General features: G+C 44.7%; 12 protein-coding genes. 4 read left to right on the top strand and 8 right to left on the bottom strand.

Features of this window, described 5'->3' with window-relative positions; translation table 11 throughout:
- Positions 1-80 precede the first annotated feature (80 nt).
- The gene (locus EMP01_RS14485; RefSeq protein WP_129022274.1) at positions 81-1,535 is read left to right on the top strand and encodes a hypothetical protein; all 1,455 of its coding nucleotides are present in this window, start codon (positions 81-83) and stop codon (positions 1,533-1,535) included.
- Positions 1,536-1,587: 52 nt separating this feature from the next.
- Here the strand turns inward: EMP01_RS14485 and tpiA are convergent, their stop codons facing one another.
- Genes tpiA through EMP01_RS14470 form a run of 3 tightly spaced genes read right to left on the bottom strand, consistent with a single transcriptional unit; the run spans position 1,588 to position 4,228 of the window.
- A complete protein-coding gene (gene tpiA / locus EMP01_RS14480; RefSeq protein ID WP_129022273.1) occupies positions 1,588-2,349 on the bottom strand; it encodes a triose-phosphate isomerase in 762 nt (253 codons plus the stop codon).
- A 12-nt stretch (positions 2,350-2,361) separates the two neighbouring features.
- A complete protein-coding gene (locus EMP01_RS14475; RefSeq protein WP_129022272.1) occupies positions 2,362-3,558 on the bottom strand; it encodes a GlmU family protein in 1,197 nt (398 codons plus the stop codon).
- Positions 3,559-3,571: 13 nt separating this feature from the next.
- Positions 3,572-4,228 carry a DUF2461 domain-containing protein gene (locus tag EMP01_RS14470; RefSeq protein WP_129022271.1) on the bottom strand — a complete coding sequence of 219 codons (657 nt, stop codon included), beginning with the start codon at positions 4,226-4,228 and terminating at the stop codon, positions 3,572-3,574.
- Between the two features lie 123 nt (positions 4,229-4,351).
- On the opposite strand from EMP01_RS14470, the gene porG reads away from it, so the two are divergent.
- Together porG and hxpB are read left to right on the top strand one after the other, a co-directional pair.
- Positions 4,352-5,206 (top strand): type IX secretion system protein PorG, encoded by an 855-nt coding sequence (gene porG / locus EMP01_RS14465; protein ID WP_161971344.1) that lies wholly within the window; start codon positions 4,352-4,354, stop codon positions 5,204-5,206.
- 35 nt (positions 5,207-5,241) lie between these two features.
- Positions 5,242-5,904, top strand: coding sequence for a hexitol phosphatase HxpB (hxpB, locus tag EMP01_RS14460; RefSeq protein WP_129022269.1), 663 nt, complete (start codon positions 5,242-5,244; stop codon positions 5,902-5,904).
- 5 nt (positions 5,905-5,909) lie between these two features.
- Here the strand turns inward: hxpB and EMP01_RS14455 are convergent, their stop codons facing one another.
- Together EMP01_RS14455 and EMP01_RS14450 are read right to left on the bottom strand one after the other, a co-directional pair.
- On the bottom strand, positions 5,910-7,049 hold the full coding sequence (locus EMP01_RS14455; protein WP_129022268.1) for a T9SS type A sorting domain-containing protein: 1,140 nt from the start codon (positions 7,047-7,049) through the stop codon (positions 5,910-5,912).
- 95 nt (positions 7,050-7,144) lie between these two features.
- A complete protein-coding gene (locus EMP01_RS14450) occupies positions 7,145-8,017 on the bottom strand; it encodes a bifunctional 5,10-methylenetetrahydrofolate dehydrogenase/5,10-methenyltetrahydrofolate cyclohydrolase (RefSeq protein WP_129022267.1) in 873 nt (290 codons plus the stop codon).
- Between the two features lie 254 nt (positions 8,018-8,271).
- On the opposite strand from EMP01_RS14450, the gene rny reads away from it, so the two are divergent.
- Entirely contained in the window at positions 8,272-9,849 is a 1,578-nt protein-coding gene (gene rny / locus EMP01_RS14445) for a ribonuclease Y (protein ID WP_129022266.1), read from the top strand.
- A 580-nt stretch (positions 9,850-10,429) separates the two neighbouring features.
- On the opposite strand, the gene EMP01_RS14440 is transcribed toward rny, so the two are convergent.
- The 3 genes from EMP01_RS14440 to EMP01_RS14430 form a co-directional block, all read right to left on the bottom strand.
- Positions 10,430-11,656 (bottom strand): DUF6051 family protein, encoded by a 1,227-nt coding sequence (locus tag EMP01_RS14440; RefSeq protein WP_129022265.1) that lies wholly within the window; start codon positions 11,654-11,656, stop codon positions 10,430-10,432.
- Between the two features lie 62 nt (positions 11,657-11,718).
- Entirely contained in the window at positions 11,719-12,804 is a 1,086-nt protein-coding gene (locus EMP01_RS14435; protein WP_202616090.1) for a PA0069 family radical SAM protein, read from the bottom strand.
- 98 nt (positions 12,805-12,902) lie between these two features.
- On the bottom strand, positions 12,903-13,799 hold the full coding sequence (locus EMP01_RS14430) for a DUF5777 family beta-barrel protein (protein WP_129022264.1): 897 nt from the start codon (positions 13,797-13,799) through the stop codon (positions 12,903-12,905).
- Positions 13,800-13,807 lie beyond the last annotated feature (8 nt).

The raw sequence follows: 13,807 nt of genomic DNA, 5'->3' as shown, positions 1-13,807 counted from the left end.
AAACAACAAATAAATTTCTCATTATTAAGGGGTTAGATATATCTAGCCTCTTTTATTATCTACTCATAAAGTTAACCAACATGAATAATGTGTTTAGAAATATTTTGGTATTCATGTTTGTGCTGCTATTTACTGCAACCGGAACAGCACAACACTTAAAAACACAAAAAAGTCATCAAAAGGAACAAGCAACAGTATTAATTCCATTTATGCCGGGTTCTTGTCATCAATGTAATAATGAATTTTATAAAAATTTAAATCTATTAGATGCAAAAAAAATTGACTATTCTTATGTAATACCCGACAACTATTCTGATGATTTAGAGGAGATCAAAAAGAAATACCAATTGGATGGTCATCAAAGCCAGAAATTTATATTCTCATCAGCCCTTTTTGACAAATATCATATCTATGAGCAAGCGTTTATTTTGCAATTTGGCACTGACTCTAACTATAAAATTTACCATAACGCAAGGACACTAATTGACGATCTGGAGTCATTAGATAAAATGGAAAAAGTGAACCTGGGGAATTACGAATTTAAAAAATCGACTTTTGATCTCTGGGTGAAAAATACAGAACAGATTTGTTTTAAAAACATCCTGCATACTAATGCCTTTGATTACCTTGATCTTAAAGAGAAACATCAGGCTTTTAAAATCATCTTTACAGATGAGATGCTGCTCAATATATACAAACTACATTTTAGGGATACGGTGCTTGCCAAAAGCAAGTTGAGCGAGGTAAGAAAAGTTACGGACATCCCGGATAAAGACAGGTTTGAAGATTTTCAATTTGTGAATGATTCCTTATTCACCTCCTCGCACCATACTTATATTTCCAATATGGCAGATTCTATACTAGGTGGCTTCTCTGTAGTGAATATTTATAAAGACGGTAATTACCTGGAGTCGCGAGCAGTGAGTAAAGAGCATCTGCCACCGGGATATAATATCATTCCCAGATTCCATATGTACCACAATAACATGTATCTGTTAGTTGTTAAAGACCGGTTGGAAACTGATAAACCTAATTATTTTTTAGCAAAGTTTGCCTTAGAAAGCGGAATATATCAATTTAAAAAAATGCTGCCATTTACCGTGCCAGCCATTAATAAAAATGTTGGATACCGGTATCTCGACTTAAGCTTTTCGGGCAGGTATTTCATGACTTCTATTTCCAATATATTGTATGATCTGGAAACGGAGCAATCGGTAGATTTAAATATACCGGTAAATAAGGAATATGAATTTGCGCACCTTTTAAACAATGACAAGAATATAAATATAACCATAAATGATATTGTTGTTCAATATCCCAATCTAATAATTTCCTATTATTCAACAGATGAAAATGGCATTACCACAAATATTATAATGGATTATAATCTACAGGTTAAAAACATTGTCGGCAAGATTCAGATGCCTCAGGATCAATCCAGATTTATAAAACCAGATTTGTCACGGTTTGGTTATTTCCTTTGGATGCCGGAAAAGGATAAAAATGATTACATTATCTGTAAGAAACTGTTTTAATAAACAGAAAGACCAGCCTTGTGAGCTGGTCTTTCTGTTTATATTGATTATACTATCTCGCTTTAATAATACCGGCAAAATCAGCGGCTACTAAAGATGCACCACCGATCAGGCCACCATCAACATCCGGACAGGCAAATAAGCCTGCTGCATTGGATGGTTTGCAGCTACCACCATATAAGATGGAAGTATTATCAGCAACAGTTTCGCCATATTTAGCGGCAACCAGGCTGCGGATGTGTGCATGCATTTCCTGTGCCTGCTCATCGCTTGCAGTAAGACCAGTACCGATCGCCCAGATAGGTTCGTATGCAATCACGATATTTTTAAATGCTGCTTCATCCAGGTGAAACAGACCATTTTCGATCTGTGTCTGAATATAGGCATTCTGAGTATTTGCTTCACGGATTTCCAGTGGCTCGCCGCAACAGAAGATTACTTTCATACCTTGTTTCAGTACGGCATCAACTTTCTGCGCCAGGATCGCATCTGTCTCGCCAAAGTACTGGCGACGCTCTGAGTGCCCGATGATCACATAGCTGACACCAATACCTTTCAGCATTTCGGCAGATACCTCACCGGTGTAGGCACCAGAGGCTTCCTGATGGCAGTTTTGTGCTGCCAGGTATATATTTTTACTGTCTTTGAGCTGGCTGGCAGCCAGTTCCAGGCTGGTAAACGGTGGTGCAATAACCACTTCCAGGTCATCACGCAGTTCCAGTCCGCTTTCCAAAATATCGTTTACTAATTGTTTGCCTTCGAAAATGTTCTTATTCATTTTCCAGTTACCGGCTACGATTTTCTTTCTGCTCATCACGATAAGAATTTATTGTTTTATATAGTTTTCTTTATGGTCAAAAATGTGTTGTAATACGGCGATCTCCGCATCGGACAAGGTTTTGCCACGGCGGGCCATCATGCGGTTTGCAGTATCCAGCGCCTTATCGAAGCGATAGGTGGTCATATCATTCTTACCACCCCAGCTGAAGGAGGGCACATACTTGTCCGGGAAGTCTCCCCCGTAAATATTACTGCTTACCCCTACTACAGTTCCGGTATTGAACATGGTATTGATGCCGCATTTGGAATGGTCGCCCATCAGCAGGCCGCAGAACTGCAATCCTGTTTTAATCATGGCACCTTCTGCCTCGCTCCAGATGCTTACTTCATCGTAGTTATTCTTCAGGTTGCTGGCATTGGTATCGGCACCCAGGTTACACCACTCGCCGATTACCGCATTACCTACAAAACCGTCATGGCCTTTATTGGAATTATCGAAGAAGACTACATTACTAATCTCTCCGCCTACTTTACTACCGGCACCAATTGTAGTCGCACCATATATTTTAGCGCCCATTTTCACTACGGCATGTGTGCTTAAGGCCAGTGGCCCGCGCAGCATACAACCTTCCATGATCTCCGCTTCTTTAGCGATGTACACTGGTCCGGTCTGTGCATTGAGGATGCAGGCCGATACAATGGCTCCTTCTTCTATAAATACGTTCTTCGCCTCACCGATCAGGGTTACATGCGCCGGTATCGGCTGGCTCTCTTTCTGATAGGTCAGTATAGCGAAATCGCTGCGGATGGCATAATCATTCAGATTGAAAATATCCCATACCTGTTTCAATTGTTTAAATGGTTCACTGCACAGTACCGGCTCATAATCTTTCAGAGAAGCTGCATTCAGTGCTTCATAATCCAATACGGCATCTGTATAGATGGCAATGATCGTTTCGTCTTGTACCAAAGCCTGTCCTGGTCTCAGGTTACTGATGACGATACCTAATACCGGTGTGGCAAACACAGCAGCATTGATATAAAGATTATCTGTTTCGTTGTAATGCACGGGAAATGCGGCCTGCAGCACCGGGACAGAAACTGTTGAGGAGGCTCTTTGCAGGTATAATTCCCAGCGCTCGCGCATGGTAAGGATACCACAACGGATGTCGGCTACAGGTCTTGTATGGGTAAAGGGCAGCAAATGGTTTCTTACTGCCGTATCAAATAATATCAGATTCATGTAATGGTCTGGATTAATCGGTAGATTGGTTCAGGAAGTCAATAAATGGTTTCATGGAAGCAAAGGCTTCTGCACAATGTGCCAGAAAATCTTTGTGTGTCACTTCTTTATCGCTCAGGGCTTTACCTACAGTAAAGCTTTTATGCTTCAGGTATTCGATAGCAGGATTGTCCGCCTCATAGCCTTTTGGTGGTCTGGATAAGGTTTCTCCGTCTATCTTTTTGAAATGCTTGGTAAATGCCGGTGCTTTGATCAGTTTCTGAAAGTCTTCAAAACCGTAATCGATCTCCTGGCGTATATTTTTCAGTACTGCGGCTTCCGGCATCCACATACCTCCGCCCAGAAATGAATGGCCGGGTTGGATATGGATATAATAGGCTGCTTTATTGCTTTTCTTACCTCCAATGGCCATCGCGGCGCCGAAATTGGTTTTGTAAGGACTTTTATCATTAGAAAAACGAATATCCCTGTTCAGACGGAAGATGCAATCTTTAGGAGTAAGATCTGCTATGGCCGGGTCGAATACAGCAATCTCCGCGATGAGCCCGGATACGAATGCTTCGAAGGTTTTCTTCTCCGTTTCGTACCACTTCCGGTTTTCATCCATCCAGGATTTGTCATTATGTTCGCTGAGTGCCTTCAGAAAGTCCAGGCTTTTTTGCAGGTTCATAGCCATATCGTTTTATAATCGCGTGAAATTACGATCATTTTACTAATATTGATCATACAAAATAGGCTTATACAATTAAAAGTGTAAATTCGCGTTTTACACTTGTAAAGAATCATTATGCGATTGAAACAGTTCACATTAGGAATACTGGCACTACTGGGCAGCGGGATTACGGCAAGCGCGCAAAAATTCTTTGAGCGGCACGAGTACGGCGTTATGACCGGTGGGGCTCAATACTTCGGCGACCTTAATCCGGGGTATGGTTTTAACCATATTCGTCCGGCAGGTGGCGCCTTCTATCGTTATTATTTCAATCCGTATATTTCTTTACGCATAGGCCTGTCTTATGCCCAGCTGGGCTATAAAGACAGCTATAGCGACAATAGCTATCAAAAGACCCGCAACCTGAGCTTCCAGAATAATATAATGGAGGCCTCTGCTATAGGGGAATTCAATTTCTTCCGTTTCCAGACGGGCAATAACGATCGTCGTTTTACCCCGTATATGGTATTGGGTGTAGGAGCTTTGTACTCCAATCCGTTTGTGATGTACAGCGGCCGCAAAACCTATCTGCAGCCACTGGGCACTGAGGGGCAGAATACTACTCCGTACCGCGATCGCCGGTACAACAAGGTAAATGTGATGGCTCCTTTTGGTGCCGGTATCAAATGCTGGCTGGCTCCGGGTGTGAACCTGGGTGTAGAGGTCGTGCATCGCTTTGCCTTTACCGATTACCTGGACGATGTAAGCCAGACTTATGTCGGGGTAAACTATTTCACGCCTAACGGAATGCCGAATACCGCATCTGTGCTCCAGGACCCATCGATCACTATCGACGGACAAAAACTGGGCCGGGCAGGTAAACAAAGAGGTGACCGCGCGACTATAGATCAGTACCTGATCGGTCAGATAACCCTTTCTTTCCAGCTGAAAACGTACAAATGCCCATCGGATAACCCGATCTGGGACGATTATTAATCATTTTACCACACACAGGATTACCTGCATAATACATGGCGGCAATATTTGATATGGATGGCCTGCTTTTTGATACGGACCCTCATTTATGGGTGGAAAGTATGCATGAAGTAGCGCATGACAATGGCGTGGCCATTACCAAAGAATTACTGAAATACACCAAGGGACTACGGATATACGAAGTAACGGAGTTCTGGAACGAGCGCTTCGGATGGAAGGACAGCAACAAGGCGCGCCAACTGGCCGAAGACGTGCTGGACAATATCATTGCCCGCACCATAGCCAAGGGCCGCATTATGCCGGGGGTATATCCATTGCTGGAAGAGCTGAAGATGAACAGTGTACCAATGGGTGTGGCCACTTCTTCTCCGGCACGTATGGTAAAGGCCCTGCTGCAGCATTTCGGGCTGGAGCACTACTTCCAGAGTGTCAATACTGCGGATAATTGTGTGGTGGGTAAACCCCACCCGGAAGTGTACCTGCAATGTGCTGCGGCGCTGAATACGCTACCCTGGCGCTGTGTAGCCTTTGAAGATTCTATAAATGGTATGGTGGCAGCCAAAGCGGCACGTATGCTGCTGGTCGCTGTGCCGGAGCCGCAGCAGTTCGACAATCCTAAATTCGGACTGGCCGACCTGCTGATCCCCAGCCTGGAGCAGTTCTCCTTTGCCGACTATGTAAGATTACTGGATATTTAAGGTGATTAATGCACTACCTGTACCTTACGGTAGTATCGCTGCCCGTCCTGCTCCAGAATGAGTATATACGTACCGGCAGTCCACCCTGTTACAGATAAGGTATGTTGCTGCTTGCCTGCAACAACGGTCTTATCAACTACCGTGCGGCCCAGCATATCTGTTACGCTCAAGCTGGTATGCGCTGCGAATGGTTGCTGCGCCTGCAGTACCAGTGTGTTACGCGCCGGATTGGGGTATACATCTACGCCTTTCAGGGCATTTACGGAATTGACCGCCAGGGGACGATTAAATTCAAACGTATCGCAACCTAAACCGGTATCTATTACAAAAGACACCGTATCATTACCAAAACACTGGATTTTATTGAGAATGTGCTGCCCCTCCCAAACCGTATTATCATTAGGAGGTAAAAAGAACCTACCTGGCAATAAGCCTTGACCGACACCACCAAATAAACGGGTATAGGCTCCTATAGGCATACCGGCAATAGGAGACAAAGGAATACTGTCCATAGAACGGTACTTGACAGCGGCTGTCCAATTACAGATTGGGTTAGGTATATCTTCCGGCCCGTCAAAATTGTTCCAGTCTACATTGATCGTATCGCCCAGATAATTACTGACAAAATAAGTCTCTGCATTTACCCCATCGTAATTGACTGTACGGATAGAGTCTACAATCAACACAAATACAGAATCCCCGTCAGGTGTAGCATTAGGGTAGGTAGGGTGTATATCCAATATTGGAATACGCAGGGTATCTCCCTCCTGTGCATTAAAGATATACAGCGGGGTATACTTCTGGAATATATTGTTATACACCCATACGGTATCGTTTTGCTCATAGAACTGTAATGTGCCGGTCACGGTATCTCTCCAGGTATGGTAAGGATCAGGCGAGCTGCTCCACCATTCCAGTCCCTGCGTAAGGTACTCATAACTGACTGTAGAGACCACTTTATCAGGAAAGGTATCGACCTGTATGCATTTATATTTATACAGGTATTCTTCGCCAGTTAAAGGTCCACCTACAATGTCATGATAGGTCCATTCTGCTCCTAATGGCGCAAAGCCCTGTGCCTGGCTGCTGCGGGAAGTAAGCAGCATATATAATACTAATAGAATGAATAAACTTATTCGTTTCATACCGATGCATTTATGATGCTAAAGTATATATTATTCACCAAAAAGAGAAAAGCCGCTCCGATTCCGGAGCGGCTTTTCTTCACATATATATCTTATTATTTGTTGGCGCAGGCCAGCAAAGTATTTTTCATCAGGGCACAGATGGTCATCTTACCTACACCACCCGGTACAGGGGTTATGTAGCTGCTCTTCTCTTTAACACTGTCAAAGTCTACATCACCTACCAGTCTGAAACCGGACTTCTTGCTGGCATCTTCGATACGGTTGATACCCACATCGATAATGATCGCACCTGGTTTTACCATATCAGCCGTTACATAATTCGGTCTGCCGATCGCTGCAACAATGATATCTGCCTGCAGACACATCTCTTTCAGGTTAGTGGTTTTGGAGTGACACATGGTTACCGTACAGTTGCCCGGTTGTGTATTGCGGCTCATGAGCAGGCTCATAGGCGTACCTACGATGTTACTGCGGCCGATTACCACGCAGTGCATACCGGCGGTATTGATGTTGTAATGATCCAGCATCATCATGATACCATTAGGGGTAGCCGGTACAAATGTGTCCTGACCCAGTACCATTTTACCGATACTTACGGGGTGGAAGCCGTCTACATCCTTCAGCGGGCTGATGGCATTGATCACTTTATCTTCAGAAATATGCTTTGGTAAAGGTAATTGTACCAGGATACCGTCGATATCTTCATCCTGGTTGAATTTTTCAATCAGCTCCAGCAGTTCCGCTTCAGAAACATCAGTGCCCAGTTTGGATAATGTTGACTGAAAACCAACATATTCACAGGTTTTTACCTTGGCACCAACATAGGTCTGGCTGGCTGCATTCTCGCCTACCAGGATAGCTGCCAGGTGGGGTCTTTTCTGATTGTTGTTTACACGGCTATCTACGTCTTTTTTAATTTCTTCTAAGATAGCATTAGATACATGAATACCGTCTAATAATTGCATGGCGCAAAATTACAACAATTAAGGCTTTTTACCTCAATTACGATGCATATCACATTAAAAAATACTGCTTTATAACTATTTATGCTCATAATGAGTGCTAATGCCCGTTAACGGCTCGTTTATCAACGCAAATTATCATCGCTGAAATAGTAAAAACGTAAAAAATATTTTAACTTCGCAGGTTACAGCTTATCTTTAGGACAAGACTGTCATTTTATCATATTTACAAACCCAAAAAGAACAATTAACATACAATGGACAACATCGCAATCGTGACCGCGGTTGTAGCTTTATTTGCCGTAGCGGCGGGGATTATCTTAGGTAAGTTCCTCTTTGCTAAAAACACGGCGCATAAAATACAAGAAGCAGAACAACAAGCAGAGAAAATTAAAGAAGACGCAAAAATTCATGCTGAAACCTTAAAAGACAAAAAAATACTAGAAGCCAAAGAGCACTTCCTTCAATTAAAAACAGAACACGAAAAGGATGTGCTGGTAAAAACACAGAGATTAAGCGAGGGCGAAAACAGACTGAAACAGAAGGAACAATCCCTGAATGACAAACTGAAATCGGTACAAACGCAGATCAACGAGAATGCAGAACTGAAAACGGAACTGACGGACCATATTGAATCGGCTAAGATCAAAAGAGCAGAACTGGACAAACACCAGGAAGAGCAGATCAAAAGACTGGAAAAAATCGCTAATCTTTCTGCCGAAGAAGCTAAGGCTGAACTGGTAGAAGCGATGAAAGAAGAAGCCCGCACCAATGCAATGGCCCACATCCAGGAGATTGTGGAGCAGGCTAAAACCAATGCAAGCAAAGAGGCGAAGAAGATCGTGATCCAAAGCATACAACGTGTGGCTGCGGAACAAACTATTGAGAACGCTATTACCGTATTCAACCTGGAGAGCGACGAGATCAAAGGTCAGATCATTGGCCGTGAGGGTCGTAACATCAGAGCCCTTGAGGCAGCAACCGGTGTAGACCTGGTTATTGATGATACTCCTGAGGCGATTGTACTGAGCTGTTTCGATCCGCTGAGAAGAGAGATCGCCCGCTTATCATTACAACGCCTGGTACAGGATGGTCGTATACACCCTGCCCGTATCGAGGAGGTAGTAGAGAAAACTAAAAAACAAATTGAAGACCAGGTTATGGAGATCGGTGAGCGTACCGTGATCGAACTGGGTATTCATGGTCTGCATAAAGACCTGGTAAGAATGGTCGGCAAAATGCGTTTCCGTTCATCTTACGGTCAAAACCTGCTGATGCACTCTAAAGAGACCGCTAACCTGTGTGGTATCATGGCTGCTGAACTGGGTCTGGGTCAGAAAGTAGTAAAACTGGCAAAACGTGCTGGCCTGTTGCATGATATCGGTAAAGTACCGGATGAGGAAACAGAACTGAGCCACGCATTGCTGGGTGCCAAACTGGCGGAAAAATGCGGTGAACACCCTGCTGTAGTCAATGCAATTGGTGCGCACCATGATGAGATGGAGATGGCCTTTATTATCTCTCCTATCATCCAGGCTTGTGATGCCATCAGCGGTGCACGCCCTGGCGCCCGTCGCGAGATCATGCAGAGTTACCTGCAACGGATCAAGGATCTGGAGAACCTGGCTGTTGCTTATAATGGTGTTGAGAAAGCATATGCTATCCAGGCGGGCCGTGAACTGCGTGTAATCGTAGAGGCTGATAAAGTAAGCGATGCGGACAGCGACAGACTGAGTTTCGAGATTGCAGATAAGATCCAGAAAGAAATGCAATATCCGGGTCAGGTTAAAGTAACCGTAATCCGTGAGAAAAGAGCGGTAAATGTAGCACGATAATCACATATCAATTTATAGAAAGAGGGAGATCAGTAAACTGATCTCCCTCTTTTATTGTCGGCAAGTATACAGAGGGGCCTTGCAACCTGCAGCGCGGACAATCATATTCCACACCCCTACCTCCGGGGTACCCTCACCTGCCCCAAACCTGAATGAACGCGATAAAAAGCTCAATTCAATTTATTAAAAAGCTAAATAAAGCCACTCAAAAGCACAATAGAGGGTATATAAAAGCTGCGCGCGCACAGTAAAAAGCGCTATTCGCCCGGCTTTTTGCTTAATTCCATTTCATAAAAAGCTGCGTGCGTTCGATAAAAAGGTACTCCCGGCCACGCAAAAGCTAAATAGTATTTAGCTTTTTTGCGCGTCTATTCAGGTTTTTGGTGGGAGCATTAAGCTAAACAGGAAATTGATTTAGGTTTTTGTCTTATCGATGTTGCTTTACGATAAATCACCTCAGCTTTTTACCAGGTCGATGCAGTGTTATGGTAAATCGGCGGAGCTTTTTGATTCGCGTATTTGGGTTTGGACCGGATGAGCTTAGTTACCACACTCCTGACTGGAGTGTCTCAGCAAAAAGCTACACCCTGCCCAGAAATGCTGCTGCGGAGCGGGTAAATGCCCGAAAAGCGGCATCGATCTGCACTGCATTCTTACTGGTGAGCGGAAATGGATTGATGTGGGAATAGGGATGCTCGTAATGATCAATCTGCACAGCTATGGGTATGTTACGGTAACCACCCTGCAGGGTATTCAGTGCCTCTACCGGTGGTGCTACCTCGTCATCGCGCAACACATAGCATTTGATACGGTCTTTAAGCACTTCCAGGCGTTCTTCCCGCTCTTTCTGGAAGTAGTTAAACCGCAGCATGGTTTTAAACCAGCTTTCGCCTTTGTGCAGGGCACAATCCTGGTAGTGTGCCATATGCTCATCCATAGCAAAGCCGGAGCTCAGTAGCTCGGCAAAACGGCGTTGCATGGCAATGGCCGATTGTGCATCCATTATATAACGGGATATGGGGAACATGCGGTCGATGGTCATTCCGCCACAGAAGCAAAAAAGCCTGGCCTGGTCAAAGATGCCTTTAGGGTTGGCCATCATCAGTATAGAAGACAGGAATGATCCTATGGAGTAGCCAAAAAGGTCTAAGGTAGCTTTGGGGCTGATCTCCGGTAATGCACCCTCCTGTATCATCTCTGCCAGTTGTACTATATCGCTATAGGTCTGTAATCCGGACCAGAACAACCGCTGCGGCAGGGCCTCCATACGCACACTAATGGCCGCATTGAGGTATGAGCAGGCACTGTTACCAGCCAGTTCTGAACGATATTGTGCAATAGCGGCCATCTCCTTCTTATTGCTCCAGTGCTCAGGTGCACGGTCTATATGAAAAGCGATGGGAAACAGTAAGACGGCCTTACCGGTGCGCCGGGCTATCTCATAAGCCCAGGGCAGGTATTTATCCCATTTCTTTTCATTGAGCCCGTGAAAAAAGATAATAGCCCCATCTGCCGTCTGAACAGATAAGGGTTTGATAATATGGTATTGAAATTTACGGTTGCTTTCGATTTCATAATCTGGAATGTCGAGTACACACTCCTTACGGTCTATGGCTTGTTCCTGCTCCTCAAAGGTTACATTATGTGCCGTACAGCCCATACGATTACTACCGGGCAGCATACTCGCAGCCTGTTCTGATATAAACTCATGATGGCTTATAGATACGCCTAACTCGGGTAGCGCAATTACCGGCCCGGCCTGCTCAAATGCCTTTTTGAGCGCCTGATGTAATTCCAGGTAGATCATTAATTGGGATTATGAAATGATAATCGTTGTCTTAGCGCATAAAATTAGAACATTCAGGATGATTAAACAAAATCCGCGAACAGATCTAGCTGCCCATGCTTAGGCGGTCGCCTGAATGCGGTAAGGTCGTAGTGGTGTGCTCTCTTGTTTAGCCCCAGCTTTCTGCAGTATAATTTAAACTGCTGCGAGATGATACCTGCGATCTCTCCTTCTCCTCTCATACGTACACCGGAGCGGCTGTCCTGTACCGATCCGCCATGGCAGCTCTGTATATGATGCCACACCTTATCTGCGCGGTCGGGGAATGCTTTGTACAACCAGTCTTTGAATATGCCTTCTATAGCTCCGTTGAGGCGCACAATGGTATAGCCGGCCCAATAGGCTCCGGCATCTGCAGCAGCCTGCAGCACAGCAAACATATCCTGATCGTTAAGGCCTGGTATAATGGGCGCAAACATTACGCCTACCGGTATCTGATGCTGGTGACAGGTACGAATGATATTGAGCCTTGTTTTAATCGTACTGGTGCGGGGCTCCAGCATTTGTCTCAACGATTCGTCTGTGGTTGTTACAGAGGTAGCTACCTGCACAAGCTTGCGGGCATGCAGCTCCTGCAGCAGGTCCAGGTCTCGCAGTACAAGGGCATTTTTAGTAAGTATGCTTACCGGATTGCGGTATTCAAGGCATACCTCCAGTATCTGCCGGGTCAGTTTCATCTTGCGCTCTGCCGGCTGGTAACAATCTGTATTGGTAGACAGGGAAATGACGGTTGGCACCCAGCTTTTCTTTTCGAAGGTGGCTCTAAGGCGTTCTGCGGCATTTTGCTTCGCAATGATTTTGGTTTCAAAATCCAGACCGGCACTGTAGCCCCAATATTCATGCGAGTTACGGGCATAGCAGTAAATACATCCATGCTCGCAGCCCTGGTAGGGATTGATAGCGGCATCCAGCGGTACATCTGCGATCTTGAGCTTATTTACAACATTCTTGCTCTGATCGATCAGTATCTGGGTAGGCTGCCTCAATTGTGCTTCCCAGTCCTCGGCCTGCTCATAAACACCCTGTTCATAAGCATTGCGGGTAAACCGGTTTTGCGGGTTGAACTGTGCTCCCCTGCCCCTGATCATATCATTTTGCTGCGCCTCCATTACAGTATAAAATTACAAACTGTATATGGTTATATATGCAAAAAAGGGTGCAAGTTATGCACCCTTTAATATGTATTTTTTTACTATTGGTCTGTTCTTTAGAAAACCCTTGAGAGGTTAAAGCCGAAGTAGATACCCCCATCGCCCCAGTTATCTGTGGTACCGGCAACATAGCCCGGCACACTCATACTGCGGGAATTGGAGAAGATAAACTGGAATACGTGACCACCGGTCTCCAGATCGAAACCTACTGAAAGGCCGTTATATACCTTAGTTGTTACAACCTGTTTAGGAGGCATATAGCTGTATTCTGCATTAATGCTCAATCGCTTGGTCAGTTTGTAACGGCCACCAATGCCTACTGCAAATACATCATTTTTATCTACCGGCCCGCCTACAAGGTTGAAATGTATAAAGGTGGGCATTAATTGTATCGACAGGTTTTCACTGAATTTGCGGGCGATCAGTGCCTGCGCAAAATAAGTGAGGCGATGTACATCTTTATACCAGTCTTTGCCTGGCTGCTTCAGGGTACTGAATGTGAGGCCCGGGTATACACTCAGTGTAATCGGCATTCTGTCATCTTCTGTCTGCGCCAGTATCTTATACTTCGTGGCCAGGTCAAACATTTTACCAAAGGAACTTCTGCCAATAGAAACCATCCAATCGTTTGTGATACCATAATCAAAACCGATACGGGTTGTCGCATTGTCCAGACCAAAAAACTCGTAAGCTCCCTGGTTTACCTTTCCGAAACGGTGCATAAACATGGTCTGGAACACTCCTTTGCCCAGGTTCTCTACACTTTGGAAATTCTGTACATAAGTACCTTTAAAGGTTGCATACACACGTTTAGACTGCGGTGCCGTAGTACCATTCAACTGATCTATTTCAGACAGCATCTTGTCCTGGGCAGTAGAATCGGTCTGCGCATATGTAGCATTGGCCATGCCCAGCACGGCAGCGAAGGCAAAAGTCAATTTCTTTATATTCATATAATTTT

Source organism: Edaphocola flava (assembly GCF_004118155.1).
Lineage (GTDB): Bacteria > Bacteroidota > Bacteroidia > Chitinophagales > Chitinophagaceae > Edaphocola > Edaphocola flava.
The sequence above is the reverse complement of the archived record's forward strand: the minus strand, read 5'-3'. Positions and strand labels throughout refer to the sequence as shown.